Origin of the sequence: Streptomyces sp. NBC_01224 (assembly GCF_036002945.1) — a bacterium.
Lineage (GTDB): Bacteria > Actinomycetota > Actinomycetes > Streptomycetales > Streptomycetaceae > Streptomyces.
Genome location: NZ_CP108529.1, coordinates 7,542,457 through 7,568,660, shown reverse-complemented (window position 1 = coordinate 7,568,660; position 26,204 = coordinate 7,542,457). Strand labels below are relative to the sequence as shown.

Here is a 26,204-nt window from a genome sequence, read left to right as displayed (position 1 = left end):
CGGGTGGGGCACTACGCCGCGCAGCAACATGATCGGCCGACCGCCGTCTTCTGCTTGGTGTAGACCATCTTCCTCTGCCTCTCGTCGGTGGCCCGAACCGGGCCCGCGACGTCATGATGACCCAGCCATTTCGCCACCGCGACCACATTTACGGCGTACCCGGTCAGCGGGAGCCGAAGAGTTCCAGCAGGTCGGCCTTACCGAACATGCGTGCAGTGTCCAGTGCGGAGGGTGTTCCGGCCGCCGGGTCGGCCCCTGCTGCGAGCAGCGCCTCGATCACCGCGTCCTCGCCCTTGAAAACGGCTCCGGCGAGCGGTGTCTGTCCGCGGTCGTTGGCCCGGTCCGGGTCGGCGCCACGGCCGACGAGGGCGGTGACCGTGGCGGTGTGCCCGTGATAGGCGGCAAGCATCAGCAGCGAATCGCCCCGGTCATTGGTGAGGTTCGCGGGAACACCCGCGTCGACGTAGGCCACGAGCGCTTCGGTCCCACCGCGGCGGGCCAGATCGAAGACCTTCGTCGCCAGCTCGACCACCTCGGGATCGGGGGTTTCGCTCATCGGACGGACCGCCTTCCATCAACCGTTTTCACACTGTCGACCTGCTGGGGCGTACGGCGTCGGGGCCGTACGAGTGAATCGACAGAGTACTGCTCAACCGCGCACATGACCCGGTCCACCCATGTCCAGAGATCACGTCCGGTGACGGCCGGAACAGCGCGTGACATCAAGGTTTCCGTCCTGTCGGCACTCCCACATGGGCCAATCAGGTGAAAATACAGACTTTTCACCCACATGCAGCTTTTATCGTATAGATACTTCCGGTGAACCTGGAAGGACTCATGGTGACTGTCCCCTAACCAGGAGAACCTCTCATGATCCTGTCCATGTCAGGCGTAGTCATCCTCGGCATCATCGTCTTTCTGTTCTTCAGGAAGGACGGCCTCAAGGCATCGCACGCCGTCGTCACTGCCATGTTCGGCTTCTATCTGGCAGGCACCGCCATCGCACCGAGCATCACCGCGGGCGGCGCGAGTCTCGCCGGCCTCTTGGGCGGGATCAAGTTCTGACCCTCCGCCACCACTCCCACCCCGTCAGGAGACCGACGTGGCCCGGCGACCACTCCCCCGCATTCTGAGCAGCGGCAGCGCCTCGATCACTCGCAGTCGCGAGTTCGCGCGCACGGCCGCCGACAACGCCACCGACGTCCTCCATCCGCTGATCATGATCACTCGTGGTCTGCGACTGCTGGCCGGAGCCGGACGGCAGAAGTGGGCCGCGACGCCCAAGGACAAGCGTGGTCCGACGCTGTTCTCCGTCGCGGCCTGCGTATTCGTGGTCGCGCTCATCCCGTACGGGTCCGTGCTCGCCCTGGTCACGGTGATGGGCGCAGCCGCATGGAAGGGCCGGGAGCGGACTCCCGCGAAGACCGGCCCCGACGAGGCGCAGACCGGGCGGTTGCGGTCCCTGTACGAGGCACTCGTGCCGTACTTCTCCGTGGCCGACGACCCAAGTCCGCTGTTCGCCCACGGCGGCGACTGGGACAAGGTCTTCAGCGGTTACGAGTTCGACGGCAACGGGCGCCTGACACGTCTCCAGGTGACGTATCCCGCTTACTTCACCGACGGCGAAGCCGCCTCCCGCATCCGGATCGAGCAGCTGCTCCACGCAAAGTCGGGCCGTGGCCGCGAGTACCACTTCGCCTGGGACGAGGAGGGCAATCGGCTCGTCATGACCGTGCTCGACGCCCTGCCCACCTCGATCGGGGCCCAGCGCTTCGTCACCGCCCCCGGCGAGACCGTGCTGGGTTTCACCGACGGCGACGCGGTGCAGCGCACCGTTCCGGTGAACGACGGCGACCAGACCCGTGACGCACCCCCGGTCGTCTGGCGGACCGGCGCCCGCTCCACCGAGCCGCATCTGCTGGTCGTCGGACAGCCCGGCAGCGGTACCACCACGCTGATGCGCTCCATCGCCCTGCAGGCGCTCCAGCACGGCGACATCCTGATCATCGAAGGCAGCGGAACCGGTGAGTACGCCTGCATGACCGGGCGCGACGGCGTACTGGCGGTGGAGTGCGGCCTGGCCGGCGCGCTGGCGGCCCTGGAGTGGGCAGCCCACGAGACGGAGCGACGGCTGATCGCGGCGAACCGGGCCCGGCAGTCCGGCCACCCCGCCCCCGACGACATCAAGCGCCCGCTCTGGATCCTGCTGGACCGGCCCAGCGTCCTCGGCCACCTGGCGGCCGCCGACGGCAAGCCCGACCCCCAGGAGCTGCTCCAGGTGCCGCTGCGGCACGGCAGGGCGGCCAACGTCACCGTCGTCATGGCAGATCAGTTCGACAGCCTGGACACCCTCGGCGAGACCGTACGGACCCACACCAGAGCCCGGGCCGTGCTCGGCCACTGTTCCCGCGACCAGGTCGAGTCGGTGCTCGGCACGGAGCCGCACACAACGCCGACACCGGACGTCCCGCCCGGCCGGGGGTACGCGCGGCTCGGCACCGGTCCCGTACTGCGGCTTCAGGTCCCGGCCACACCTGATCCGTACGACGAGGCGACCAGCGAGGCGCAGCGGCAGGCGGTCCTCGGTCTGCTCCCCGGGCTGCAGGCGCCGGCCGAGGAGACCGCACCGGTCGGGGCGAGCGTCCCTGACCCGGCGACGCCGCGCACCGTGACAGCGGCCGTGGCCGTGGCCGTGGAGAGCATGGTGGTCGGCGACTGAACGGACGGCACAGGGCTGCTCAGGCGACGAACGTCCGCGGCGCCTCCACTCCCGCGACCGCCCCCGAACCCACCAGCTGCGCCGCCGCCGCGAGCCGTACCGCCGCTTCGTCCGCGACCGGCCCGGCGACCGTGAACGGCAGCCGTACGTACCCCTCGAAGGCGCCGTCGACACCGAACCGGGGGCCGGAGGGAACGCGTACGCCGACCCGCTCCCCCGCCACAGCGAGCCGGGAGCCGGAGAGACCGCCGGTACGCACCCAGAGGGTCAGACCACCGCGCGGAACCGAGAACTCCCAGTCCGGCAGCTCCCGGCGGACCGCGGCGACGAGCGAGTCCCGGTTCTCCCGCGCCTGTTCGCGCCTGACCTGCACGGCCTGCTCCCAGCCGCCGGTACGCATCAGCCAGTTGACGGCGATCTGCTCAAGGACGGGCGTCCCCATGTCGGCGTAGGCGCGGGCGGCCACCAGGCTGCGGATCACATCCGGGGCGGCGCGCACCCAGCCGATCCGCATGCCGGCCCAGAAGGCCTTGCTCGCCGATCCGACGGTGAGCACGGTGGAGCCCGCCGGATCGAAGGCGCAGACCCGGCGCGGCATCTGCACATCGGCGTCGAGATACAGCTCGTTCATGGTCTCGTCGACGACCAGGACCGTACCGGCGGAGCGGGCGGCTTCCACCAGGTCACGGCGCCGGTCCTCGTCGGCCAGCGCACCGGTGGGGTTGTGGAAGTCGGCGACGACGTAGGCGAGCCGCGGCGCCGCGTCCCGCAGTACCTGCCGCCACCGGTTCATGTCCCAGCCGCCGAGCCCCTCCTCCATCGCCACCGGCACCAGCCGGGCGCCCGCCTCCCGCATCAGCTGCAGGATGTTGGCGTAGCTCGGGGACTCCACCGCGATCCGTTCGCCGCGGCCCGCGAAGAGGTGGCAGATCGCGTCGATCGCGCCCATCGCCCCGGTGGTGACCATGATCTGTTCGGGCATGGTCGGGATGCCGCGCTCGGTGTAGCGGTCGGCGATCATCTGCCGCAGCGCGGGCAGACCGGCCGGGTAGTCGCCGTGGGTGTGGGCGTACGGTGCCAGCTCCTCCAGGGCGCCCTGGACCGCCCGGGTCAGCCACGGTTCAGGAGCGGGCAGCGAGGCGCAGCCCAGGTCGATCATCGAACCGAGCGACTCCGGGGGAAGCGGTTCCAGACCGCGTGCGGGCAGCGGATTGCCCGCGGGCACGGCGGTCCAGCTGCCGGCACCCCGGCGGGACTCCAGGAACCCCTCGGTCCGCAGGGCCTCGTACGCGGCGGCGACGGTGGTACGGCTGACGGACAGGGCGAGCGCCAGTTCACGCTCGGAGGGGAGCCGGGCGGCCACCGGCACCCGGCCTTCGAGGACAAGCAGACGGACTCCGTCGGCCAGCGCACGATAGGCGGGCGGCCTGCGGGCACCCGGGCCGGCGGGCCGGGGCTGTTGGGCCTGGAGCTGCCGGGCGAGCTGTGCCGCACCGACTGCCGAAGTCCACTGCGCCATGAAAATCAGTCCACCTTCCTCGGATTGGCCATAGTTGGCAGCCAATCCCCTGCCACAGAGTGACATGCGGCAGTCCACTACCACCACTCCAGGGGGCACTTCTTGTCCATCACCCCTGTCCCTCGCGGGACGCACCTCACTCGAAGGCTGATTCAGCTGTACGTCGGCCTTGCGCTGTACGGGGCGAGCTCGGCGCTCCTGGTCCGCGCCGGTCTCGGCCTCGAACCCTGGGGGGTGCTGCACCAGGGACTCGCCGAGCGCACCGGACTGTCCATCGGGGTCGTCTCGATCATCGTCGGCGCCGCCGTTCTCCTGCTGTGGATACCGATCAGACAGCGTCCCGGCCTCGGCACCGTCTCCAATGTCTTCGCCATCGGCGTCGCCATGGACGGCACGCTGGCCCTCGTGCCCGATGTGCACGGCCTCGCCGCGCAGATCGCCGTGATGGTCGCCGGCATCGTGGTCAACGGTGTCGCGACGGGGCTGTACATCGCGGCGCAGTTCGGCCCGGGACCGCGCGACGGGCTCATGACCGGCCTGCATCTGCGTACCGGCCGCTCCATCCGGCTCGTGCGCACTCTGATCGAGGTGGCAGTCGTGGTGACCGGCTTCGTGCTCGGCGGCTCGCTCGGCGCGGGCACGGTGCTCTACGCCCTGGCCATCGGCCCGCTCGCCCAGTTCTTCCTGCGCTTCTTCGCGATCGGCGCGAAGCCGGCAACAGCGGCCGCCGCCGGGTCCGATGACGAGGCCGCCGTCGCATCCGAGTCGGACGGCGTCGACACCACCGTCACCGCCCGGATAACGGAGCAGGCCATACTGCCGCAGTGACCTCCGCACGCCACCCCTATCTGGACCATCCCGCGACGATCCCCTTCGCCCATCGAGGCGGTGCCGCGGACGGGATCGAGAACACCACGGCCGCGTTCCGCCGGGCCGCCGATGCCGGGTACCGCTACTTCGAGACCGATGTGCACACCACGGCGGACGGCCGTCTGGTGGCCTTCCACGACGCCACTCTGGACCGGGTGACGGACGCCCGGGGCCGGATAGCCGAGCTGGCATGGAGCGAGGTGCGGCAGGCCAGAGTGGCGGGCAGGGAGCCGCTGCCGCTGTTCGAGGAGCTGCTGGAGACGTTCCCCGAAGCCCGCTGGAACGTCGACATCAAGGCCGAGTCCGCCCTGGTCCCACTGGTCGAGCTGATCCGCCGGGCGGATGCCTGGGACCGGGTGTGCGTCGGCTCGTTCTCGGAGACCCGGGTCGCCAGGGCCCACCGTCTCGCCGGGCCCCGGCTCGCCACCTCCTACGGCGTCCGCGGCGTGCTGGGCCTGCGGCTGCGCTCGTACGGAATTCCGGCGGCGCTGCGGGCCGGCGCGGTGTGCGCGCAGGTACCGGAGAGCCAGAACGGCGTCCGGGTGGTCGACCGGCGCTTCGTACGCGAGGCACACGCACGCGGACTCCAGGTGCACGTCTGGACGGTGAACGAACCCGAGCGGATGGCAGCGCTCCTCGATCTCGGTGTGGATGGCATCATGACCGATCACATCGAGACGCTGCGTACGGTGCTGAGCGAGCGGGGGGCCTGGGCCTGACGCCGGCCGTGCGAGGTCTCCACGGGGAGAGACGAGGGGGTGCGGGTTGAGCGCCGAGACCGCGGACACCGCTGAGCCGACTGGACTCACGACGGGTTCCGCCGATGCCGCGAGCCGCAGACGTGAACAACACGGCTGGTATTTCTACGACTTCGCCTGCTCCGTCTATTCGACGAGCGTCCTGACGGTATTCCTCGGCCCCTATCTGACGTCGGTCGCCAAGGCGGCCGCCGACGCCGACGGTTTCGTGCATCCGCTCGGCATACCGGTGCGCGCAGGTTCGCTGTTCGCCTACGCGGTCTCCGTGTCCGTCGTGGTCGCGGTGATCGTCATGCCGGTCGTGGGCGCCGCCGCGGACCGTACGGGGCGGAAGAAGCCGCTGCTGGCGGCCGCCGCCTATGTGGGGGCCGCCGCGACCACCGGCATGTTCTTCCTGGACGGCCACCGCTATCTGCTGGGCGCGTTCCTGCTGATCGTGGCGAACGCCTCGATCTCGGTGTCGATGGTGCTCTACAACGCCTACCTGCCTCAGATCGCCGGACCGGACGAACGGGACGCGGTCTCGTCGCGCGGCTGGGCGTTCGGATACACCTCGGGTGCACTCGTCCTCATCCTGAATCTGGTCCTGTACACGGGCCACGACTCCTTCGGCCTCTCCGAGTCCGACGCGGTGCGGATCTGTCTCGCATCGGCGGGCGTCTGGTGGGGCGCCTTCACCGTCGTACCACTGCGACGGCTGCGCGACCGGCGGGTGACGCCGGGCGGCGAGGGGGCGGTCGGCTCGGGGTGGCGGCAGCTGATGGCCACCCTGCGCGACATGCGCCGCCATCCTCTGACGCTCTCCTTCCTGCTGGCGTACCTCGTCTACAACGACGGCGTGCAGACGGTGATCTCCCAGGCCTCGGTATACGGCTCCGAGGAGCTGGGCCTCGACCAGACGACGCTGATCACGGCCGTGCTGCTGGTGCAGGTGCTCGCGGTGGCCGGAGCGCTGGGGATGGGCCGACTGGCGCGGGTGTACGGCGCGAAGCGCACGATCCTGGGCTCACTCGTCGTCTGGACGCTGATTCTCGTCGCCGGCTATTTCCTGCCCGCCGACACGCCGGTCTTCTTCTATCTGCTGGCCTCGGCGATCGGTCTGGTGCTCGGCGGCAGCCAGGCGCTGTCGCGCTCGCTGTTCTCCCATCTGGTGCCGCACGGCAAGGAGGCCGAGTACTTCTCCGCGTACGAGATGAGCGACCGCGGACTGAGCTGGCTTGGGCCACTGGTGTTCGGTCTCGCGTATCAGCTGACCGGGAGCTATCGGGATGCGATCATCTCGTTGGTGATCTTCTTCGTGGTCGGTTCCGTACTGCTCGCGAGGGTGCCGATCCGACAGGCCGTGGCGGCTGCGGGGAATCCCGTTCCGGAACGGATTTAGACGTTGAAGTGAAAGGCCGGTAGTGTACGCCTTTGGCCTGCCCGGAGGACCGTTACTGCGAGCGGAAGAAGCCAAACCGTTGGGTGACAACTTCCGCCAGATGTGACAAACCGGGCATTGGCGGGTACTTGGACCCTGGGAAACCTGATAAAGCAGCGGCACGACGGGCGACGCATGACCGGCAACGGGAATCTTTACCGCCGACCGAACGTTGACCGGATGACGACGACAGCGACACCTGTCCTGTGGGCGACAAGCCCGGGAGGCACGATTCATGAGTGAGCGAGCTCTCCGCGGCACGCGACTCGTGGTTACCAGCTACGAGACGGACCGCGGCATCGATCTGGCCCCGCGCCAGGCGGTGGAGTACGCATGCGAGAACGGACATCGATTTGAGATGCCGTTCTCGGTAGAGGCGGAAATTCCGCCGGAGTGGGAGTGCAAGGCGTGCGGCGCCATGGCACTCCTGGTGGACGGGGATGGCCCCGAGGAGAAGAAGGGCAAGCCTGCGCGTACGCACTGGGACATGCTCATGGAGCGGCGCACACGCGAGGAGCTGGAGGAGGTGCTGGCCGAGAGGCTGGCGGTTCTGCGCTCCGGAGCCATGAACATCGCCGTGCATCCGCGGGACAGCAGGAAGTCTGCCTGACCGCGTAACACCGCAATACGACAGAGCCGCGGGCTGTGACACACCGAGCGTGTGTCACAGCCCGCGGCTCTGTCGCGTCACGGTCCGGTATCAGGGGGTCAGCGGCGGCCGGGGGCCCTCGTCGGGGCGGGAACCCGGCTGTGTGCCTTCCTGGCGGATGACCTCACCCTGCACGATCTTTCCGTCCGGCCGGTGAATACGGGCCTGCTGGAAGGCGTCGGAGAGGCCGCCGGAGTTCGCGGCGCGCATGCGGCGCTCCAGCGACCGCTCCGCGTACCGGCCCGTCATCGAACGGACCGGCGGCACGAGCAGCAGAAGCCCCGCCACGTCCGAGATGATCCCCGGAATCATCAGCAGCAGCCCGGCCAGCATCAGGAAGCCGTTGCCCTTGCCGCCCGAGGGTGCGGCCTGCGGAGCGGCGGCCCCGGGCTGCCCCGGCATCTGCTGGAGCGTCTCGGTGAGATTGCGGAAGGCCCGGCGGCCGGCCCGCTTCATCACCGCGGCCCCGAGCACGATCCCCGCCACCAGGAGCAGCAGCACGGTGAACCCGCCCGCTGTATCGGCCACGACGGTGAGCAGCCAGATCTCCAGCACCGCCCAGGCGGCGATGGCGAGGGGGACGAAGGTACGGGCGCGTGAGCGCCTGGGGGCGGTCTGGGGCGGTGTGCCGGTCGTCATGGTCCCCAGTGTGCCCGTACAGGCGTCCGATCGGCGTATGGGGGTGATCACGAGCGGCGGACCGACGCCCGCCGCCTTCGGTGGCTCAGGTCGCCTTGCGGCCGAGGACCCGGTTCGTACGGGAGGTGACACCCCAGGAGGTGACCCGCCAGAGCGCCTCGACCAGGATGTCGCGGCTCATCTTCGAGTCGCCGATCTCGCGGTCCACGAAGGTGATGGGGACCTCGACGACGTGATACCCGGCGTCGATGGCGCGACGGGCCAGGTCGACCTGGAAGCAGTAGCCCTGCGAGGCGACCTGGTCGAGGCCGATGCCCTCCAGGGTCTCGGCGCGGAAAGCCCGGTAGCCACCCGTGACGTCCCTGGTCCGCAGCCCGAGGAGGAGCCGGGAGTACGTACTGCCGCCGCGGGAGATCATTTCCCTGGACTTGGGCCAGTTGACCACCCGCCCGCCCGGCACCCAGCGGGAACCGAGCACCAGGTCGGCACCCTTGAGCGCGGTGAGCAGACGGGGCAGCTCCTCGGGCTGGTGGGAGCCGTCGGCGTCCATCTCCACGAGCACGCCGTAACCGTGCTCGATGCCCCAGCGGAAGCCCGCGAGATAGGCCGCGCCCAGCCCTTCCTTGCCCTTGCGGTGCAGCACCTGGACCTGGTCATCGGCCGAGGCGAGCTCGTCGGCGATCTTGCCGGTGCCGTCAGGGCTGTTGTCGTCGGCGACAAGGATGTCGGCTTCCGGCACAGCGGCGCGCACCCGGCTCACGATCGGCTTGATGTTCTCGGCCTCGTTGTAGGTCGGAATGATCACCAAGGTTCTGCCGAGCGGGCCGTATCGCCTCTGACCGCCGTCGTTCACTTACTGCCCCTTAAGTCCGTACGCAGGTGCACACCATATCCAGCGGGCGGGGGCCCGATACCGACGCGGTCGGGCGGGAGCGGACACCGCCACGGACAGAAGGAGGGAAGTACGGACAGACCCCCTGACGGGAACCCGACGGGAACTACGGATGGGGGCCCAGCGCCCTTCGGGCCGACCTGGGACCCGCTGGCTGCGGGTCGACCTAGAGCCGTTGTCTACTGAACGTCCGGGCCCCACCCGGGTCGCACCTACCGTCCGGCTGAAACCTCCCCTCGCCCCCGAGGCGCGGGCGCTGAACCTGGCTGTCAGTGGTGGTGCGCCGGTGCGGCACAGCACCCCATGACCCAGCGGCGTTCGACGACTGCGTGGAGGTTTAACCGGTCGGACGTCCTGTGGTGGACTCGGCCGAACCTACCGGCCGATGGGCGCGTTCTGTCAATAGGTGCCTGACCTGCAATGTTTACGGAACTTGCCTGGTCAGTAGCGAAGATCCGCAGGTCGCGGCGGAGCGGGGACGTCTTCGATCGGCGGTACGAAATGTCCGGACGTCACTCGTTCGGCCGTACGTAGACATTTTGTCCGAAGACCGCGGTGCTCAGGCAGACCGGGAGCTCGGCACCCGGGGTGAGGTCCGGCAGGCCGGGCGTTCCCGACCTCGGGTCGGTCGACCAGCGGGCGACCCGGTCGTCCGGGGCCTGGACCACCAGGTCAGCGGTGCGCCAGATCGCATAGTCGGCCGGGGCGCCGGGTACCAGGATCCCCGCGTCGTCGCGGCCGACGGCCCGCCAGCCGCCCCTGGTGTGGGCGGTGAAGCCGGCCCGTACGGAGATCCGGTGCTCGGGCGTGCGATGGAATGCGGCGGCCCGTACGGTCCCCCACGGGTCCAACGGGGTCACGGGGCTGTCCGAGCCGAAGGCCAGGGGCACACCGGCCCGCAGGAGCGCCGCGTACGGGTTGAGGGTCCTGGCCCGCTCGGCGCCGAGCCGATGCGCGTACATGCCCTCCTCGCCGCCCCAGGCCGCGTCGAAGGCAGGCTGTACGGAAGCGGTCAGACCCAGCTCCGCGAAGGCGGCGACGGTCTCGGGGGTGAGCATCTCGGCATGCTCGATACGGTGCCGGGCGGCCCGGATCCGGGCCAGGCCGAGCGTCTCGGAGGCGGCCCGGACGCCCTCCACCACGGCGGAGACCGCCGCGTCGCCGATGGCGTGGAAGCCGGCCTGCAGCCCGGCCTCGGTGCAGGCGGTGACATGGGCGGCGATCCGCGCCGCGTCCAGGTGGGCGGTGCCCGTGTGTCCGGGCGGACCGTCGGCGTACGGCTCGTGCAGGCAGGCGGTGTGCGAGCCGAGCGAGCCGTCGACGAAGAGGTCCCCGGCGGCGCCGATCGCACCGAGTTCCCGGATGCGGCGGGCGTCCTTCTCGTCGCCGACCTGCTCGGCCCAGTAGCCGAAGACCCGTGGACCGCTCTCCGTCGCGGCGAGCTTGAGCAGCGCGACGAAGTCCTCCTCGTCGGAGATGTCCGGGCCGCCGCACTCGTGGACGGTACCGATGCCGAGCGACGCGGCGCGGCGCAGAGCGGCGCGCTGGGCGTCGGCGCGCTGCTGCGGCGAGACGGCGCCGTGGGCCGCGGAGCGCACCGCGTGGTGGGCGGCGCCGGTCAGCGGGGCGTCGGGGTGGTACCCGGTCAGTCGGGTGACGCCCGGGACCAGATCGAGCAGGGCGGTGGTGACGACCGCGGAGTGCACATCGATACGGGGCAGGTACACCGGCCGTCCGCCGGCGGCCGCGTCGAGCTCGCCGCGCGACGGCGGGCGTTGATCCGGCCAGCGTGTGGCGTCCCAGCCGTGGCCGAGGACGACCCGGTCCGCGGGGTGCGCCGCCCCGTACGCGCGCAGGAGACCGAGCGCCTCGTCGAGGGTCCGGGCACCGGAGAGGTCGAGGCCGGTGAGGGCCAGGCCGGTCGATGTGGTGTGGACGTGGGCATCGGTGAACGCGGGGGTGACCAGCGCACCTTCGAGGTCGATCACTTCGTCGACGCCGCTCGCGAAGGCGTCGGCGGCCCCTTCCGAGCCCACCCAGGCGACATGGCCGCGTTCGACCACCATGGCGGTGGCGAAGGGGTCGGCGGGGCTGTGGACGTCTCCACCGCGCAGCAGCACGGTGCGGTGTTCGCTCTGGGGGGCGGTGCTCTCGGTCATGGGACCAGTCTCGCGCCTGCCCGGACCCGTGCGTTCCGCGGCCCCCTCAGATCTGCGGGGGCCGGGCCTCGTACGGCGTGGAGAGTACGACGGTGGTCCGGGTGGAGACACCGGCCAGCGAGCGGATCCGGGTGAGCAGGTGTTCCAGCTCCAGCGGGGTCGCGACACGCACCTTGAGGATGTAGTTCTCGTCACCCGCGACGCTGTGACACGCCTCCAGCTCAGGGACGCCCGCGAGCCGCTCCGCGATGTCGTCCGGCGCGCTCGGGTCGAAGGGTTTCACCGAGATGAACGCGGTGAGCGGCAGGCCGACGGCCTCCGGGTCGACGACCGCGGCATAGCCCCGGATCACTCCGCGCTGCTCCAGCCTGCGGACGCGCTGATGAACCGCCGAGGTGGACAGGCCCGTGGCCTTGCCCAGGTCGGTGTAGCTCATCCGCCCGTCCTTGACGAGCAACTCCACGATCTGTCGGTCCAACTCCTCCATACGGATCAACCTATTGCCCCAGGTCCCTCCAGGCACAGCGGTGAGGGCCCCGGAAGGGCACCTGCGGCGACCATGTGACGAATGCCACAGGTTTACGGGTGGGTAGTCGACCCCCTCGTGGTTACGGCCGATGCGCGACGGGAAGTGCTTGCTGTGGTCGAGGCCGTGGCGCCTTGTCGGCCCACCTGAGGGGGGAATTTCCCATGCAGAGCCTGAAGCTCACCGGACGTACCGAACCGGAGCCCGTTGATCCGGTCGAGGACACCGCTCCCGACGCGTACGACATGTTCGAGATGTACCGGGTGATCTGCCCGGACTGCGCGCAGCCGATCGCGCTGCTGGCGGACGAGGACGTACTGCCGGAGCACGCGCTGTGCCCGACTCCGTGGAATCCATTCGTTCTGACGGTCTGTGCCGGCACCGGCCGCGCGGCGTCCCAGGCGCGGCCCGCCGACGAGTCGCTCGACCTGCAGGAGCAGGAGACGGCCCTGCTGTTGACGCTCCCCCAGGGACTCGACTGGCGCATGCAGCCGTTCTCGCATGCCGGCGGCCCCGGCTCGCGCCCGCTGCGGGTTCCGCAGATGCGCCGCGACGCCGCCTGAGGGCCCTTCCCGCACCCGCGCGGGACCGCCCGGACGCATCAGGGCTCATCCGGCACATCTGCGCTGCACCACGACGGCCCGGCCGACGTGGTGCCCGCTGTCGATGAAACTCCGCCGCCCGGGGACCCGGCGAACGGGCTCTCGAATCGGCCGGGCAGTGACCCGGGCCCGCCCCGCACCGTTGGCCAGGCATGACCCTGCTGCACTCAACGGCCGGCCCCGGTCGCCGCCGTCTCGCCGCTCCGACCGCCGAAGAATCGGTTCCGCAGCCCGGTTCACAGCCGGTGCCGCAGCCCATGGCTCCCCGGTCCACGCCGCGACCGGCGTCGCACTCCACCGACCCGCCCATCTACCGGTCCCTGTTGCGTCATTGGGAGGGCACGGGACGGACCCTGCCGGGCCGCCATGACCAGGAGTGGAACCGGATCATGACGACGCCCGTGTGGTCGGAGCGACCGCTGCGGGTCAGCGCGTCTCAGGACCCGCGAGGTGGCGCGCGATGACCATCCGCTGGATCTGATTGGTGCCTTCGACGATCTGCAGCACCTTGGCCTCGCGCATCAGCCGCTCGACGGGGAAGTCGAGGGTGTAGCCGTATCCGCCGAGCACCTGGACCGCGTCGATGGTCACCCGCATGGCCGCGTCCGTGCAGAACAGCTTGGCCATGGCCGCCTGGCGCGAGAAGGGCCTGCCCTCGTCGCGCAGCCGGGCCGCCTCCAGGTAGAGCGCCCGGCCCGCCTCGATCTGGGTGGCCATGTCGGCGAGCATGAAGCGCAGGCCCTGGAAGTCCGCGATGGGGCGGCCGAACTGCTGTCGCCCGGTGGCGTAGGCGACGGCCTCGCTCAGGGCGGCCTGGGCGACGCCGATCGCACAGGCGGCGATGCCCAGGCGTCCGGAGTCGAGTGCGGACAGGGCGATCGCGAAGCCCTGGCCCTCCTCGCCGATCCGGCGGGCGTCGGCGACCCGTACGCCGTCGAAGTTCAGCTGGGCGGTGGGCGAGCCCTTCATGCCCATCTTCTTCTCGGGGGCGGCCGCGTTCAGCCCCTCGGCGTCGCCGGGGACCAGGAAGGCCGTGATGCCGCGGGCGCCCTCGGCTCCGGTACGGGCCAGGACCGTGTAGAAGTCGGCGATGCCGCCGTGGGTGATCCATGCCTTGGTGCCGGTGATGACCCAGTCGTCGCCGTCCCGTACGGCCTTCGTACGGAGCGAGGCGGCATCCGAGCCCGAAGCGGGCTCGGAGAGGCAGTAGGCGCCCAGCAGGCCCCCTCCCAGCATCGCCGGGAGGTGTTCGGCCTGCTGCTCCTTGGTGCCGTATCCGGCGAGTGCGTGGCAGGCGAGGGAGTGGACGCTGACACCGAGACCGACGGTGAGCCGGGCGGCCGCGAGCTCTTCGAGGACCTGGAGGTAGACCTCATACGGCTGGTCACCACCGCCGTGGGCGGAGTCGTAGGGCAGTCCTAGCAGTCCGGACTCGGAGAGCAGCGTGAAGACTTCGCGCGGGAACCGGCCCGCGTCCTCCTCCTCGGCCGCCCGCGGCGCGATCTCTCGCTGGGCGATGTCGCGGACGAGCGCGACGAGCTGCCTGGACTCCTCGGTGGGCAGACGACGTTCCACCAATTGCGGGGCACGGTCGGTCATGACGGCGCTCTCCTCCCTGTCGGGCGTTGCGACGGTCGCGCGCGCGGGGTGTGGGCGGCGCCGCCGGGGGGCTTCCGGGCACGGCCCGGAGAAGCACTGCTGCCCAGCCGACGCCGGCCTCCCGGATTACGAGAGTCGCTGGCCAGCGGCTGTGGCGGCTTGAGTATGCCCGATCGGACGATATCCGTCACGGGGTGACGGAGCGACTCGGCGCCGAGCGCGACGGTCACCGGAATTGGTCCGAACCATTGACCCAACTGGTCTAGTCCATCTACCGGTTCCACCGAACCGGCCCTTCCGCGTTCATGCGAAGTCCATGAGATGGCCGGAAGCGCGCCCCCCACTACCGAGTTCCCTCCCCCACGAGGAGACAAGATGTTCGGACCGCATAACCCCCGCACCCGCCTCCGGGCGCTCACCGCAGCCGCCTGTACCGCCGCCCTCGGCGCCACCCTGCTGGGTACCGCGGGCACCGCATCGGCCGGCGCGGCCCCCACCACCGCGCAGGCCGCGGCCCCTGCAGCCGCCGACGCCACCCCCACAGCGGCCGGCGACAAGGTGGTCGGATACTTCACCAACTGGGGTGTCTACCAGCGCAATTACCACGTCAAGAACATCGAGATGTCGGGCTCGGCCGACAAGCTCACGCACATCAACTACGCCTTCGGCAATGTCACCGGCGGCAAGTGCGCGATCGGCGACTCGTACGCCGACTACGACAAGGCGTACACGGCCGACCAGTCGGTCGACGGCGTGGCGGACACCTGGGACAAGAACCAGCAGGGACTGGGGGGGCACCTTCTTCTGGGAGCTCAGCGGCGATACCACCGACGGCGAGCTGATCAAGGCGATCAACTAACCAAAGGACCCAGGAGCGGGGCGGGGAGCCGGATCGGCTCCCCGCCCCGCTCCGTCCCTCATGGGATGATCCGGGACGGCCCAACAGGCCGTGGTTCATGCGGCGTTCCCACTCCGCCCGAAGCTGCCGCGACTCGCTCCGGCATTACGGATCCGCACCCGCTCCGCTCCTGCGGCTCACGGAGGACGGCACAGCCGGCGCGGTACGGCCCGGGGGCGGACCACTGTGGCGGGCCACCCACCGACAACGCCTCGTACAGCGACATTGTGTTCAGCATCTTCCGCATCCTGGGCCACAACTTCAGCCCCCGGTTCAAGGACCTGGACGACCAAGATGAATGCGGGCCGCTGGGCACAGCGGAGCGACAGCAGGCCGGCGAGGCGATATTCGGGCTTGAGGGCGTCGTCGTGAAGCAGGCAGCGGGCCTCGGCGTCCATCGGCCGTGAGGGGCCGTTCCATCTCACGGTCCTGGGACGCGGCACGTTCTCGATCTCACGGACGTGCTGGCGCAGCTTCAGGTCGAAACCGACGAGGCTTCGGGGGCTGGCCGGCCACTGGGTCCGCGCAGACAGAACAAATGCTCAGGGGACGAGGGGATCGTGGCGCCAGGATCTCGGTCATCGGCCCCGTCCCTGCTCGTGGACTGTAGTCCATACCTCGTCGAGGAGGCTTGGATAGTCCTCGCCGTAGGCAGCGATGGCGGCGTAGACGGCATCGAGAGCGGCCTGGAGCGGATCAGCCTCCGCGGCGCCGAACAGAGCGGGGACAGCCATGTGCGGCTGGGAGACCTTGACGGGCTCCCGCAACGGGGACCTTCCTGCTGTCACGACCACCTGAGCCGAAACCTGAGGTTCACCACCCGCCTGACACGTGGCGATCAGCCGCCCCAGCCTGCGCGAGCCTCCCTCCTGAGGAGCTGACGTCGGGCAGCTTCCTTCAAGGAGCGTCGGCGGCGGCTCAGCTGTTCCTGACGGTGCAAAGTTGACGCGCCTGCGCTGTGGTGCGTCTTCTTCCGTCGAAGGTGAGGGGGCATGCTGACGCGCAGGGGGAATCGCTCGTCCGACCGTCCCTTGCGGAGCCCGGGGGTCGCTCTCAAGGAGTTCCCATACGCGTTCCTGGTCGTCGAAGGGTGGGGGAAGCGGCTTTCCCCCCTCCAGGGCCGCGAGTGCAGGGGCAACCCAGTTGAGGTGCGCGAGACCGGCCACGGTGTACGCGCGGTGGGCCGCCAGCCGTGCGACGGCGCGCTGAGAGACAGTACCTGCGGCGTCGATCGCGTGCACCAGTGCGGCGTCGAACTCCACGAGGCCAAAGACGTTGCCCTGGATACGGCGAAGGGTGTCACTCGGCAGCCGACCGCCCCATTCCGCCTTTTCCGCGGCCAGGCGCTGCCGCTCGGCCTCTCGCTCATGCTCGAGTCGGGCAACGCGCTCCACCTCAGCTTTCTCCTCCGGTGTCGGGGGAGGAGGTAGCGTCCGGGCGTGCTCGTGCCAGTAGGCGGCGATCTCGGCGGTCTGCTTCACCACCCGGGCGGGCTGCGGCGGACTCGGCCAGAACTGGAGGAGGTAACGGTCCAACTGAGGCTCCTCCTCCAGCCGGGTGTCCGCGTCCCGCCCTTCCTGCATGCCGTTGGCGCAGTACCGGACCCGATAGTCGATCTCTTCGAGATCGAGGTCCCAGGCACCCTCCCCCGCCCACTCCACCAGCACACTGTTCATCGAGAGTGGCCTGAAGGGAACTTCGACGATCTCCTCCCACGAGGTGTCCAGTGTCGGCCGTTCCTCGTGCAGCTCGATGGTGAATCCGACGCTGCCTGTGTGCAGGCCCGTCGTCAGCCAGAGCGCACCCGCGACAGCGGCACCGCACAACCCGGCCTTCTGGCCCCCGAACGCCTCGTCGAGGTCGAGACCACATACCTCGGGATCGCTCTCCACGTAGATCTGTCCGTAATGAACATGCACCTCGCCGTTCACGAGTGTCCTCACAGCGCACTCCCCCTTGTCCGAAGCAGCAACTGACCCCGGCTTCCCCGCGGGCCCGAATCCGGGGGAATCATCTCGGCTCCCACTGACAACGCCGACACGTCCCCAACACGCTCGCCTCAAGCTGTGGGCCGACCGGCCGGCTTTTGCGCTGTTCCTGCTGTCAGCGACGCGTGTGCCCACCCGGCCGTCCCGTACGGCGTATCGGGAGGAGGAGCATTGAACCGACCGTTCCGCGGCCTCGGAGCATTGGTGTTCAACGGCTCAATCGGCTCGTCACAGTCCCGGCCGACCCGTAGCATCCGCCTATGAGGGACAACATGACAGGTGATCAGGTCGCAGAGACGGACAGAGAGCCGTGCTGGCGAGGAAGGAAAATCGGTCTCGCGCCCGTCGACGTCGACGACGCCGAGTTGATACACAGCTGGCGCTCCGACCCCGTCGCCGCTCATGAGATCGGCTTCTGGCCTCGTTCCCTCTCCGCCCTCCGAGAGCGTGTGGAGCGCGACAGAGATGATCAGGACCGTGACGACTTCCTCGTCCTGCTTTCCGACGGCACACCGATCGGCCACATCGCCCTCGTCGACCAGGACATTGCCGACGGTACGGCGGAAGTCCATCTGCTGCTGGACTCGCACTACCGAGGGCAGGGATACGGCACGGACGCGCTCGACGCGCTGGTCGATCTCGCCTTCGGCGAACTGCCCATGCACCGCGCCCAGGCAGTCACCCACACCGCCAACACCGCCGCGCTCACCGTCCTGGCCAAAGCGGGATTCGTCCAGGAGGGAGTGCGTCGCTCAGCATGTCTGCACCGGGGACGCCGCTATGACCTCGCGGTCCTGTCCTTGCTCCGCGACGAGTGGGAGGCGCTCGCACGCCCGAAGTCCTGGGACATCTGAGCAAGGCGGAGAGTTGAGAGGTGCCCTGCCCCGATCCCGGTCTGTTGGAGACCGATTGAGCCGTTGATGCCGCTTCTTCGAGCTGTGCGGCGAGCAGGGCGGCGCCTTGCCGCGGCCGCGCGGCGGCTCCTCGGTGGGGCATCGGACCGTCCAGGCACGACCGGGTGCTCTCGGGCGCGAGGGAACCCGCCCCCGCATCCCCGGACCACGCACACGATGCGTGCCGCCCGGACACGGAGCCGACGCGGGAGCCGGCGTGCCCCAAACCGTTCGAAGCACGCGGCTGCGCATGAGTCCGGAACGGTAGCGGTTGAACTGTGCCGGCCGGCCCGACTCGCTGGATCAGTCGGAGCGCCGGGCGGACCAGAGCAACGCCCCGAGCCCCGGCAAGGGGTGCCCGGGGCGTGTGATGCCGCAGCCGCGGGGGGCACCGGCGGTCCCTGCCAGGCGCTCCTGGTTATGCGAACTGGCCGGGCCGGTAGTCGCCGGCGGGCTGTCGGACGATGACGTTCAGGCGGTTGAAGGCGTTGATGAGGGCGATGGAGCACGCCAGAGCGGCGAGCTGCTCCTCGTCATAGTGCTTGGCGGCATTCGCCCAGGCCTCGTCCGTGACGCCGCCGGCCGCGTCGGCGATGCGGGTGCCCTGCTCCGTCAGCTCCAGGGCAGCGCGCTCGGCATCGGTGAACACCGTGGCCTCCCGCCAGGCCGCGACCAGGTTGAGGCGCGTCGAGGTCTCCCCGGCGTGCGCGGCGTCCTTGGTGTGCATGTCGGTGCAAAAACCGCAGCCATTGATCTGACTGGCGCGGAGCTTCACCAGTTCCTGCGTCGTGGCCGGCAGCGTCGAGTCCGCAAGCACCTTGCCCGCAGAGACGATGTGCTTCCCGAACTTGGCTGCGACCGGGCTGGCGAAGAGATTCAACCGAGCTTCCATGGTGCGCTCCTGTGTCGTGGTTGATGGTTACACCCTCTTGGACGGAACAGCTCCCGCAAGTTGTGACACGAACGAATGTGACCTGCGTCTCCCCTCTCGCGCCGCAGCAGGGATCACCTACGACGACGTTCAGGTCTACTGCCGAGACGTGACCCCTGGCCCCGAACATCCCCAGTCATCCTTCAGACCCGAACCACGAAGGCGTTTCTGGCCCACACCCGCCCGACACCGCCCCGGCCCAGCACGGCCGAGCACCTGGTTTCCCTGCCCGGCATCACCGTCCTTGATCTGGATCTCGCTGCCGCCCTCGCCTTGACCACGTCTCTCGCCAATGCTTTGACCAGGAAGGCTCGCCGGGTCCGGACAGGCGATACTCCGTGCGGACGCCTCTGCCGGCGGATACCGTCATGTTCACGATGAAGGGGAGCGTGATCATGACAGACCGTGCGATTCCGCCTCGCGTGGTGGCGGCAGAGCGTGTCGCCTCCGAAGCGGGATTCAAGAAGAGTTGCATCCCTGAAGTGGGCAGGTTGCTCAGGCTGGCCGCTGCTGCGAAACCCCACGGAATCATTGCGGAGAGCGGCACCGGCTCGGGAGTGGGCACCGCCTGGCTGCACAGTGGCCTTGGCGCCGGTGCACGCCTGGTCACCGTGGAGCGTGACGAGGAGCTGGCCCGTCGAGCGGCCAGTGTCTTCGCGGACGACAAGCGCGTCAGCGTTCTCACTGGGGACTGGCGACTGCTTGAACAGCATGCCCCCTTCGATGTCTTCTTCTGCGACGGCGGGGGCAAGCGTGACGACCCCCAGGGGGTCGTCGAGCAGCTTGCTCCCGGTGGCCTGCTCATCCTGGACGACTTCACCCCCTCGCCCCATTGGCCGCCTCGTTTCGGCGGCGAAGTGGATGAGCTCCGCCTCTTCTACCTCACTCATCCAGCCCTGGACGCCACTGAGATACTCACAACACCAGCCAGTTCAGTGGTTGTTGCGGCACGCCGCCTCTAGGGCGTGTCTTCAATTGATCTTGAGTAGTGGATCATGGTCGGGTGATTGTTCGCCATGAACTGTCCGATGCGGAGTGGGAGTTCCTCCGTCCGTTGCTGCCCCAGTCCTTGCGCGGACGGAAGCGGCTGGACGACCGAACCGTGCTCAACGGGATCGTGTGGAAGTTGCGGACGGGCACGGCCTGGCGGGACGTGCCGGAGCGGTACGGCTCCTGGCACACGCTGCACACCCGCTTTCGCCGGTGGGCCCTGGACGGCACCTTCGAGCGGATGCTCCGGGCTGCCCAGGCCCGGGCGGACGCGGCGGGCGAGATCGACTGGGTGGTGTCGGTCGACTCCACCGTCGTACGCGCCCACCAGCATGCCGCCGGAGCCCGAAAAGGGGGCTCCGCATCCCTGCACTCGGATGCTCCCGGGGCGGCCTGACCAGCAAGATCCACCTGGCCTGCGATGCCCTGGGGCGCCCGCTCGGCTTCGTACTGACGGGCGGCAACACGAACGACTGCACGCAGTTCACCGCCGTGATGGAGGCGATCCGGGTGCCCCGCCTCGGGCCGGGACGGCCCCGGCTGCGGCCCGCTCATGTACTGGGCGACAAGGGCTGCAGCTCCCGCGCGATACGCACCTGGCTGCGGCGGCGCGGCATCGCCCACACCAATTCCCGAGCGGGCCGACCAGAAACGCAACCGGGCCCGCCGCGGCAGCCGAGGCGGACGCCCGCCCCGCTTCGACAAGCAGCTCTACAAGCAGCGCAACGTCGTGGAACGGTGCTTCAACCGCCTCAAGCAGTGGCGTGGCATCGCGACCCGCTACGACAAGACCGCCGAGTCCTACCAAGCGGCCGTCACCCTCGCCTCGCTCCTGATGTGGGCGTGACATTTGAAGACAACTCCTGCCGGGATCAGCGGCGCACTTCGCCGCGCCCGCTTGGCGCCGTAACCCGAAAAAGCAGTGGCCGCGCGGGCTCGGGGCCACATACGTTCGCCTCCATGGTTGACGCAACTTTCGGGCATCCGCGCCTCGCCGCCATCTACGACCCACTCGATCCGGACCGCAGCGATCTCGACGCGTATCTCGCGATGGCGGAGGAGTTCGGCGCGCGGTCTGTGCTGGACATCGGGTGCGGTACGGGCGTGTTCGCGCTGCTGCTCGCAGAGCGCGGGATGACGGTCACCGGGATCGATCCCGCGCGGGCGTCCGTCGACGTCGCGCGTGGCAAGCCGGGCGCGGAGCGGGTGCGCTGGCTCGACGGCGACGCGGGGGACCTGCCGCCCATGCAGATCGACCTGGTGACGATGACCGGGAACGTCGCCCAGGCGATCGCCGAGCCGCAGGCGTGGCGTACGACGCTGCGCGGCGCGTACGAGGCGCTGCGGCCCGGCGGGCGGCTTGTCTTCGAGACGCGCGATCCGGCGCAGCGCGTGTGGGAGGAGTGGGCGGAGTGGACGCGCGAGACCACGTACCGTATGACGGACATCGCGGGCGTCGGCCACGTCGAGACCTGGGCCGAGCTGACGGACGTGAGCCTGCCGCTGGTGAGCTTCCGGGGTACGCACGTGTTCGCTGCGGACGGGGACGAACTGACCTCGGAATCGACACTTCGCTTCCGCGAACGTACGGAGATCGAGCGGGACTTGCACGAGCACGGCTTCGTCGTCGAGGACGTACGCGACGCACCCGACCGGCCGGGCAGGGAGTTCGTGTTCGTGGCGCGGCGCGGTACCGCGGAGCCCGTCCCTCCCGGAATGCCCTAGGGAGCGTGCGCACCACACAGCGCCGGGCAGACGGGACTTTGAAGACACTCCCTAGCCAAGAAGGCCTGCAGGGTTCTTGATCACGCCGCGAGGGGCGGTATCGTGCCCGTCCTCCGGGCGCAGCCCCGGGGCCTCGTCGGTCACGGGGTAGCCGTACGGGCCCTTCTCCCAGTCCGCGGCACCCCACTTCTCCCCGATCTTGCCCCACACCGGGTGCGCGCCGGTGGAGCGGCTCGGGTGCCAGTAGATCGTGCCACCCTCGTACTCTTGGCGCTTGCCGACACCGTCCGAGTTGGTGAATTCGTCGCTCTTCGGGAATCCGAGCGCGCCACCTTCCCAGCCCAGCCGGCCCCGCTTCTCCCTGATCTCGCCCCACACCGGATGAGCCCCCGTGTCAGAGGTCCAGTAGATCGAACCGCCGTCGAAGGTCGTGAACTTGCCACGCCCGTTCGGGGTGGTCTGCTCAACCGACGTCGGGCATCCGAGCGGACTGTCGGGGCCGCCCATCTCGTCGTACTTGGTCTGGATCGCGCCGAGAACCCAGTACGGGCGACCGCAGTAAGTGTTCCGGGCGGTTGGAACCGCCCGGAACACTCACGACACCAGAGCGCAGCGGCCTTACCTGGCGAGTTCGGCCAGTTCGTCGAGCCGCGTCAGCTTCCGCGGGTTTCGCACCACGTAGATCCGGGTGACCCGCCCGTTCTCCACCACGAGGCTCACCGCAGCCGGCTCGCCGTCCATCTCGATCCGGCCCGCGGGCGCGCCGTTGAGCCACACGGCCGTCGTCTCGAACGCGGCCACCACCCGGCTCGCGCGCGCGAGCAACGGCGCCACCAGTTCGGCCCCGTGGATCGGTTCCAGAGCGGCGGCCACAACCCCGCCGCCATCGGCGATCATGACCACGTCCGGCGCCATGACCTCCATCAGCTCCTGCAACTGCCCGGTTCGCAGGGCGAGCAGGAACCGCTCCACCACGGCCTGCTGCTCCGACCGGCTCACCTGCGCCCGCGGCCGCAGTGCCGCCACGTGCTCGCGTGCCCGCCGCGCGATCTGCCGCACCGCGGCCGCGGACTTCCCGATGGCCTCGGCGAGCTCGCCGTACGGCATATCGAAGACCTCGCGGAGCACGAACACCGCGCGCTCGGTCGGCCCGAGCGTTTCCAGGACGGTCAGCATCGCGATCGAGACGCTCTCCGCGAGTTCGACGTCCTCGGCGACATCAGGGCTGGTCAGCAGCGGTTCCGGCAGCCACTCGCCAACGTATTCCTCGCGGCTGCGCGAGAGCGTACGCAGGCGGTTGAGCGCTTGCCGCGTAACGACCCGGATGAGGTACGCCCGCGGGTCACGCACCTGCGAGTGGTCGACGTCGGCCCACCGCAGCCAGGACTCCTGCAGCACGTCCTCCGCATCGGCCGCCGACCCGAGCATCTCGTAGGCGACCGTGAACAGCAGGCTGCGATGGGCGACGAACGGGTCCTCGGTCATGCCGTCGACGCCACGCCGGAACTCTCAGGGCGCCCGGCCAGCGGAATCTCGCAGGCGTCGGAGTAGCCCTGCGACGTGATCCCGTGCGCCGTATTGCACCTGGCCGCCATGTTGGCGAAGCCGATGAACACGGTGAGCTCGACCAGCGCCGCGGGGCCGAGCCGGTCGAGCAGACGCTTCGACAGCTCGTCGGTGACGGTCGGTGGCGTGGTCGTCATGGCCTCGGCGTACTCGAGCACGTCGCGCTCCAGCGGCGTGAACACCTCCGACTGCCGCCAGCGCGGCACCTGGCTCGCCTTGGCCAGGTCCAGGTTCTGGTTCAGCGCGTGGAAGTAGTTGATGTCGAGGCACCAGCTGCAGCCGACCTGTGCCGCGACGGCCATGTGCGCGAACGTCTTGAGGCTGGCGTCGGCCGCGTCCCACGCGCCCACCTTGGCCGAGAACTCCTGGTTGGCCTCGGCGAGTTTGGGGTTGTTCCACAGCACCTCGACAGGCTCGGGCACGACCCCGAGCTGCTTGATCATGCTTTCGCGGAGCTCGGCGGCGAGCTCGGCCTTCGGGACGCGTAGCGCCATGGTGTTCTCCTTGTACGTTTGCCTGTTTGGCCGTTCGGCATGAAGACACCGCCGGACCCGCGCATGTGACAACCGCCGCCACCCCGCATGGATCGTCGGCGCAGGGGGCCGCCGGCAACGCCCTGACCGCGGTCGAACTGCTCACACCGTGCCGTGCTGCGGCCCTCACCGGTGCGTCCGAGTCGGGGGCCGTACTCTTCGCCGCACTCGCCTGCGCTGGATTCATCTGCTCCGGTATCGGCAGCCACCTCGCACCGCCGGCCACCCGGCTTGCGGGCAGTGGCGGGCGTGCGGTCGTGGTGAGCCCGGGCACCAGCGCGAGCGGCCTTCTGCTGCTCGGCGCCACCACAGCGTCCACAGGACTGGGCTCCATAGTCCTCGCCGCCAAGTCCTCCGTGCCCGCCGACGTCAGAAGCCGCCCGGCGGAGCACCCGGAGCCGTCGGTCCGGTGCGGGGTCGCCGCGAGCGTCCCGGACGAACCGCCGGGGTTACCGGCCCCGGTCGGTGGACGATCCGGATCCCTCCGTGAGGCCGTTTCCCGCGATGAACGACCAGCTGCCGCCCGGAGTTGCTGACCCGCCTGGCCGCAGACCCGGAGCCCAGTGCGCGGTCGTCGATCATCCATCACCGGCGCGATGCCCCGGACTGGAGCGAAAGAAGGCGAGTGGCGCGATGTACCCGCGCCCGCTTTCCTTCAGCCCTTCGTCGATGGGCTTCGGGTCCGCAACGCGAGTGGCGGGCTGCCGTACCCCGGTCTCCTGCGTGAGTCGTGGGATCGGGCCGTCAAGCGGCTCGCGCTGCCTGAGTACAACCCGCACGACTTGCGGCACAAATGGACCACCGTGACCTTGACGAGCGGCGTGTCCATCCACGAAGTGTCTCGCCGGCTCGGGCATCGCTCGATCAAGGTCACGGTGGACAAGTACGGCCACCTCGCCCAGGACGGCCAGGAACGCTGCCGTCAGGTGGCCGAGGCGGCCATAGCGCCACACATGCTCACAACAGGCCGAGCGACTTCAGAACCCGGTGCTGCCTCGGTGCCGGGTCAGCGGGCCAGTAGATGTAGCAGACACCGCCCGTACCGCTTCTGACCTTGCCGTTCGCGTCGTAGCGCTTGGTGCGGAGCCAGATGTTCTCCCACTCCTGGCGCTTGTAGACCCGCCGCACGGCCTCGTTGCTCGGCGAGGCCGGGTCGTTCGCGATCACATCGCCGTCCGCGGTGAACCCGATCACGGTCATCAGGTGGCCGGAGGTCCCGTACCCGGCGCCGGTCAGCTCCTCCTTGAGGAACGACTGCGACGTTATGACCGGGATGCCCGCCCGGATCAGCTTCTCCACGTCCGTCAGCGAGCCGAGCCGGGTCACCGCCGCGCTCATGTCGTCGTACGTCGCGGCGTACGCGGCGTTGAACGGCCAGTTGCCGCAGCCCTCGTACTGGTAGTCGTACGTGAACCGGGCGGCATGGCAGACCTGCGGGTCGGCCAGACCCGGCTTGACCCAGGCAAGCTCCTCGGCGGTGGGCCTGCGCCCCCAGTACTCGATGATCATCTGCGAGGAGGTGGGGCTGCACCAGGCCTCGCCGCCGTTGTCGTACTCCGGGTACTGGCCCGCGTGCACATTCTGCGAGTAGCGCGGCACCGACAGCTCCCGGGCGAGGCCGGGGGTGCTGGCGGGCACGGTGAAGCGGTCCGGGACGTCGGAAGCCATCGCGCCGAGGCGCCGGACGGTGGGCGTGAGGCGGCTGCCCGGGGGGCGGTAAAGCGTGAGCCGCAGCCGGTAGGACACCAGCCGCAACCCGCTCGCCGCGTCGTCCACCGAGAAGGTGTCGGTCCAGATGGAGCTCTTGCCGTCGGTCTGGTCGTCGACGGACGTCCTGCGGATGTCGGCGTCGCCCGCGGCCCAGCGGCCCATCACGTACCAGGGTGTCGAGGTGGCGTCCGAGTAGCGGCCCTGCAGCTCGATCTGGATCCAGGTGCCCGCCGGGGTGTCGGCGTTCCAGGAGGCGATCACCTCGGTCGCCGGGACGGCGGACCGGTGGACCGGCGAGGTCCAGGTCGCGTACTCCCAGTCGGCGGTCTGACCGGTGTGCGGATCGGTGTAGTGGGTGACCCCCATTGCGTGGCCGATCACCAGACCGTGCCGACGCCCCGCGACGGCACGCGTCCCGGCGCCGCAACCGCTGCGCCAGTCGGTGTACGTGTGCCAGGAACGGTTGTCCACGAGAGAAGCGGCCGGCGAGGGGGCGGGGAGCGGGGCGGCGGGAACGGCGGCGGTTGCTGAGCCGGCGGACGACACCGTGCCGGCGGCGGCCGCCACCGCGAGCGCGGCGGTCAGCATGGTTCTGCGCGAGGTCGGTCTGTTCATGGG

The 26,204-nt window shown here is 69.7% G+C and carries 26 protein-coding genes and 2 pseudogenes; 15 read left to right on the top strand and 13 right to left on the bottom strand.

Annotated elements, in window-relative coordinates:
* Window positions 1-163 precede the first annotated feature (163 nt).
* Window positions 164-556, bottom strand: a complete 393-nt coding sequence (locus OG609_RS34155) for an ankyrin repeat domain-containing protein (protein WP_327276357.1) — start codon at window positions 554-556, stop codon at window positions 164-166.
* Window positions 557-870: 314 nt separating this feature from the next.
* Between OG609_RS34155 and OG609_RS34150 the strand changes: the two genes are divergently transcribed.
* Both OG609_RS34150 and OG609_RS34145 read left to right on the top strand, forming a co-directional pair.
* Window positions 871-1,065 carry a hypothetical protein gene (locus OG609_RS34150; protein ID WP_037696696.1) on the top strand — a complete coding sequence of 65 codons (195 nt, stop codon included), beginning with the start codon at window positions 871-873 and terminating at the stop codon, window positions 1,063-1,065.
* A gap of 37 nt (window positions 1,066-1,102) precedes the next feature.
* Window positions 1,103-2,719: an ATP-binding protein gene (locus OG609_RS34145; RefSeq protein WP_327276356.1), complete on the top strand. Its 1,617-nt coding sequence runs from the start codon at window positions 1,103-1,105 to the stop codon at window positions 2,717-2,719.
* Window positions 2,720-2,738: 19 nt separating this feature from the next.
* On the opposite strand, the gene OG609_RS34140 is transcribed toward OG609_RS34145, so the two are convergent.
* Window positions 2,739-4,238: an SCO1417 family MocR-like transcription factor gene (locus tag OG609_RS34140; protein ID WP_327276355.1), complete on the bottom strand. Its 1,500-nt coding sequence runs from the start codon at window positions 4,236-4,238 to the stop codon at window positions 2,739-2,741.
* A gap of 102 nt (window positions 4,239-4,340) precedes the next feature.
* Between OG609_RS34140 and yczE the strand changes: the two genes are divergently transcribed.
* From yczE to OG609_RS34120, 4 genes are all read left to right on the top strand, one after another.
* Window positions 4,341-5,066, top strand: a complete 726-nt coding sequence (gene yczE / locus OG609_RS34135) for a membrane protein YczE (RefSeq protein WP_327276354.1) — start codon at window positions 4,341-4,343, stop codon at window positions 5,064-5,066.
* Complete coding sequence (locus OG609_RS34130) at window positions 5,063-5,827, top strand: glycerophosphodiester phosphodiesterase (protein ID WP_327276353.1); 765 nt, start codon at window positions 5,063-5,065, stop codon at window positions 5,825-5,827. The genes yczE and OG609_RS34130 overlap by 4 nt, the downstream gene beginning before the upstream one ends.
* Window positions 5,828-5,873: 46 nt before the next feature.
* Window positions 5,874-7,247: an MFS transporter gene (locus OG609_RS34125; RefSeq protein WP_327276352.1), complete on the top strand. Its 1,374-nt coding sequence runs from the start codon at window positions 5,874-5,876 to the stop codon at window positions 7,245-7,247.
* 274 nt (window positions 7,248-7,521) lie between these two features.
* A complete protein-coding gene (locus tag OG609_RS34120; RefSeq protein WP_114243432.1) occupies window positions 7,522-7,896 on the top strand; it encodes an RNA polymerase-binding protein RbpA in 375 nt (124 codons plus the stop codon).
* Window positions 7,897-7,986: 90 nt separating this feature from the next.
* On the opposite strand, the gene fxsA is transcribed toward OG609_RS34120, so the two are convergent.
* The 4 genes from fxsA to OG609_RS34100 all read right to left on the bottom strand — a co-directional run bounded on the left by fxsA (window position 7,987) and on the right by OG609_RS34100 (window position 12,112).
* Window positions 7,987-8,574: an FxsA family membrane protein gene (gene fxsA, locus OG609_RS34115; RefSeq protein WP_327276351.1), complete on the bottom strand. Its 588-nt coding sequence runs from the start codon at window positions 8,572-8,574 to the stop codon at window positions 7,987-7,989.
* A gap of 85 nt (window positions 8,575-8,659) precedes the next feature.
* Entirely contained in the window at window positions 8,660-9,427 is a 768-nt protein-coding gene (locus tag OG609_RS34110; protein WP_327276350.1) for a polyprenol monophosphomannose synthase, read from the bottom strand.
* A gap of 551 nt (window positions 9,428-9,978) precedes the next feature.
* Window positions 9,979-11,625: an amidohydrolase gene (locus tag OG609_RS34105; RefSeq protein WP_327276349.1), complete on the bottom strand. Its 1,647-nt coding sequence runs from the start codon at window positions 11,623-11,625 to the stop codon at window positions 9,979-9,981.
* 46 nt (window positions 11,626-11,671) lie between these two features.
* Window positions 11,672-12,112 carry an Lrp/AsnC family transcriptional regulator gene (locus OG609_RS34100; protein ID WP_024493538.1) on the bottom strand — a complete coding sequence of 147 codons (441 nt, stop codon included), beginning with the start codon at window positions 12,110-12,112 and terminating at the stop codon, window positions 11,672-11,674.
* Window positions 12,113-12,315: 203 nt separating this feature from the next.
* Here OG609_RS34100 and OG609_RS34095 point away from each other — a divergent pair, with 203 nt between their 5' ends.
* Entirely contained in the window at window positions 12,316-12,714 is a 399-nt protein-coding gene (locus OG609_RS34095) for a hypothetical protein (RefSeq protein WP_266363286.1), read from the top strand.
* A 465-nt stretch (window positions 12,715-13,179) separates the two neighbouring features.
* Here OG609_RS34095 and OG609_RS34090 read toward each other — a convergent pair whose 3' ends face one another.
* On the bottom strand, window positions 13,180-14,352 hold the full coding sequence (locus OG609_RS34090) for an acyl-CoA dehydrogenase family protein (protein ID WP_327276348.1): 1,173 nt from the start codon (window positions 14,350-14,352) through the stop codon (window positions 13,180-13,182).
* Between the two features lie 375 nt (window positions 14,353-14,727).
* On the opposite strand from OG609_RS34090, the pseudogene OG609_RS34085 reads away from it, so the two are divergent.
* Both OG609_RS34085 and OG609_RS34080 read left to right on the top strand, forming a co-directional pair.
* A pseudogene (locus OG609_RS34085) lies at window positions 14,728-15,138 on the top strand (chitinase); the annotation flags it as partial.
* A 138-nt stretch (window positions 15,139-15,276) separates the two neighbouring features.
* Window positions 15,277-15,657 (top strand): Tn3 family transposase, encoded by a 381-nt coding sequence (locus OG609_RS34080; RefSeq protein ID WP_327278283.1) that lies wholly within the window; start codon window positions 15,277-15,279, stop codon window positions 15,655-15,657.
* A gap of 171 nt (window positions 15,658-15,828) precedes the next feature.
* On the opposite strand, the gene OG609_RS34075 is transcribed toward OG609_RS34080, so the two are convergent.
* Entirely contained in the window at window positions 15,829-17,193 is a 1,365-nt protein-coding gene (locus OG609_RS34075; RefSeq protein WP_327276347.1) for a hypothetical protein, read from the bottom strand.
* A 305-nt stretch (window positions 17,194-17,498) separates the two neighbouring features.
* On the opposite strand from OG609_RS34075, the gene OG609_RS34070 reads away from it, so the two are divergent.
* Window positions 17,499-18,092: a GNAT family N-acetyltransferase gene (locus OG609_RS34070; protein ID WP_327276346.1), complete on the top strand. Its 594-nt coding sequence runs from the start codon at window positions 17,499-17,501 to the stop codon at window positions 18,090-18,092.
* A 457-nt stretch (window positions 18,093-18,549) separates the two neighbouring features.
* Here OG609_RS34070 and OG609_RS34065 read toward each other — a convergent pair whose 3' ends face one another.
* A complete protein-coding gene (locus OG609_RS34065; RefSeq protein ID WP_327276345.1) occupies window positions 18,550-19,023 on the bottom strand; it encodes a carboxymuconolactone decarboxylase family protein in 474 nt (157 codons plus the stop codon).
* Between the two features lie 407 nt (window positions 19,024-19,430).
* Between OG609_RS34065 and OG609_RS34060 the strand changes: the two genes are divergently transcribed.
* From OG609_RS34060 to OG609_RS34040, 3 genes and pseudogenes are all read left to right on the top strand, one after another.
* Window positions 19,431-20,024 (top strand): O-methyltransferase, encoded by a 594-nt coding sequence (locus OG609_RS34060; RefSeq protein ID WP_327276344.1) that lies wholly within the window; start codon window positions 19,431-19,433, stop codon window positions 20,022-20,024.
* A 44-nt stretch (window positions 20,025-20,068) separates the two neighbouring features.
* Window positions 20,069-20,899: pseudogene (locus tag OG609_RS46345) on the top strand (IS5 family transposase).
* A 113-nt stretch (window positions 20,900-21,012) separates the two neighbouring features.
* Window positions 21,013-21,777: a class I SAM-dependent methyltransferase gene (locus tag OG609_RS34040; RefSeq protein WP_327278282.1), complete on the top strand. Its 765-nt coding sequence runs from the start codon at window positions 21,013-21,015 to the stop codon at window positions 21,775-21,777.
* Window positions 21,778-21,828: 51 nt separating this feature from the next.
* On the opposite strand, the gene OG609_RS34035 is transcribed toward OG609_RS34040, so the two are convergent.
* From OG609_RS34035 to OG609_RS34025, 3 genes are read right to left on the bottom strand one after another with little or no spacing between them, the layout of a single operon-like run.
* Window positions 21,829-22,371: an LGFP repeat-containing protein gene (locus tag OG609_RS34035; protein WP_327276341.1), complete on the bottom strand. Its 543-nt coding sequence runs from the start codon at window positions 22,369-22,371 to the stop codon at window positions 21,829-21,831.
* A 24-nt stretch (window positions 22,372-22,395) separates the two neighbouring features.
* Complete coding sequence (locus tag OG609_RS34030) at window positions 22,396-23,262, bottom strand: RNA polymerase sigma-70 factor (protein WP_327276340.1); 867 nt, start codon at window positions 23,260-23,262, stop codon at window positions 22,396-22,398.
* On the bottom strand, window positions 23,259-23,837 hold the full coding sequence (locus OG609_RS34025) for a carboxymuconolactone decarboxylase family protein (RefSeq protein ID WP_327276339.1): 579 nt from the start codon (window positions 23,835-23,837) through the stop codon (window positions 23,259-23,261). The genes OG609_RS34030 and OG609_RS34025 overlap by 4 nt, the downstream gene beginning before the upstream one ends.
* A gap of 26 nt (window positions 23,838-23,863) precedes the next feature.
* Here OG609_RS34025 and OG609_RS34020 point away from each other — a divergent pair, with 26 nt between their 5' ends.
* Entirely contained in the window at window positions 23,864-24,412 is a 549-nt protein-coding gene (locus tag OG609_RS34020; RefSeq protein ID WP_327276338.1) for a hypothetical protein, read from the top strand.
* 60 nt (window positions 24,413-24,472) lie between these two features.
* Window positions 24,473-24,928: a tyrosine-type recombinase/integrase gene (locus OG609_RS34015; RefSeq protein ID WP_327278281.1), complete on the top strand. Its 456-nt coding sequence runs from the start codon at window positions 24,473-24,475 to the stop codon at window positions 24,926-24,928.
* Here OG609_RS34015 and OG609_RS34010 read toward each other — a convergent pair.
* Window positions 24,834-26,201: a peptidase C39 family protein gene (locus tag OG609_RS34010; protein WP_327276337.1), complete on the bottom strand. Its 1,368-nt coding sequence runs from the start codon at window positions 26,199-26,201 to the stop codon at window positions 24,834-24,836. The two genes, OG609_RS34015 and OG609_RS34010, sit on opposite strands and share 95 nt — an antisense overlap.
* Between the last annotated feature and the right edge of the window lie 3 nt (window positions 26,202-26,204).

Bases quoted from the DNA above. Each gene is read 5' to 3' on its own strand.
- OG609_RS34150 (WP_037696696.1), top strand. From the start codon at position 871: ATGATCCTGTCCATGTCAGGCGTAGTCATCCTCGGCATCATCGTCTTT.
- OG609_RS34100 (WP_024493538.1), bottom strand. From the start codon at position 12,112: ATGGAGGAGTTGGACCGACAGATCGTGGAGTTGCTCGTCAAGGACGGG.
- OG609_RS34060 (WP_327276344.1), top strand. From the start codon at position 19,431: ATGTTCACGATGAAGGGGAGCGTGATCATGACAGACCGTGCGATTCCG.
- OG609_RS34090 (WP_327276348.1), bottom strand. From the start codon at position 14,352: ATGACCGACCGTGCCCCGCAATTGGTGGAACGTCGTCTGCCCACCGAG.
- OG609_RS34155 (WP_327276357.1), bottom strand. From the start codon at position 556: ATGAGCGAAACCCCCGATCCCGAGGTGGTCGAGCTGGCGACGAAGGTC.
- OG609_RS34140 (WP_327276355.1), bottom strand. From the start codon at position 4,238: ATGGCGCAGTGGACTTCGGCAGTCGGTGCGGCACAGCTCGCCCGGCAG.
- OG609_RS34095 (WP_266363286.1), top strand. From the start codon at position 12,316: ATGCAGAGCCTGAAGCTCACCGGACGTACCGAACCGGAGCCCGTTGAT.
- OG609_RS34025 (WP_327276339.1), bottom strand. From the start codon at position 23,837: ATGGCGCTACGCGTCCCGAAGGCCGAGCTCGCCGCCGAGCTCCGCGAA.
- OG609_RS34120 (WP_114243432.1), top strand. From the start codon at position 7,522: ATGAGTGAGCGAGCTCTCCGCGGCACGCGACTCGTGGTTACCAGCTAC.
- OG609_RS34010 (WP_327276337.1), bottom strand. From the start codon at position 26,201: ATGAACAGACCGACCTCGCGCAGAACCATGCTGACCGCCGCGCTCGCG.
- OG609_RS34015 (WP_327278281.1), top strand. From the start codon at position 24,473: ATGCCCCGGACTGGAGCGAAAGAAGGCGAGTGGCGCGATGTACCCGCG.
- fxsA (WP_327276351.1), bottom strand. From the start codon at position 8,574: ATGACGACCGGCACACCGCCCCAGACCGCCCCCAGGCGCTCACGCGCC.
- OG609_RS34080 (WP_327278283.1), top strand. From the start codon at position 15,277: ATGATCCGGGACGGCCCAACAGGCCGTGGTTCATGCGGCGTTCCCACT.
- OG609_RS34105 (WP_327276349.1), bottom strand. From the start codon at position 11,625: ATGACCGAGAGCACCGCCCCCCAGAGCGAACACCGCACCGTGCTGCTG.
- OG609_RS34065 (WP_327276345.1), bottom strand. From the start codon at position 19,023: ATGGAAGCTCGGTTGAATCTCTTCGCCAGCCCGGTCGCAGCCAAGTTC.
- OG609_RS34070 (WP_327276346.1), top strand. From the start codon at position 17,499: ATGAGGGACAACATGACAGGTGATCAGGTCGCAGAGACGGACAGAGAG.
- OG609_RS34030 (WP_327276340.1), bottom strand. From the start codon at position 23,262: ATGACCGAGGACCCGTTCGTCGCCCATCGCAGCCTGCTGTTCACGGTC.
- OG609_RS34040 (WP_327278282.1), top strand. From the start codon at position 21,013: ATGGTTGACGCAACTTTCGGGCATCCGCGCCTCGCCGCCATCTACGAC.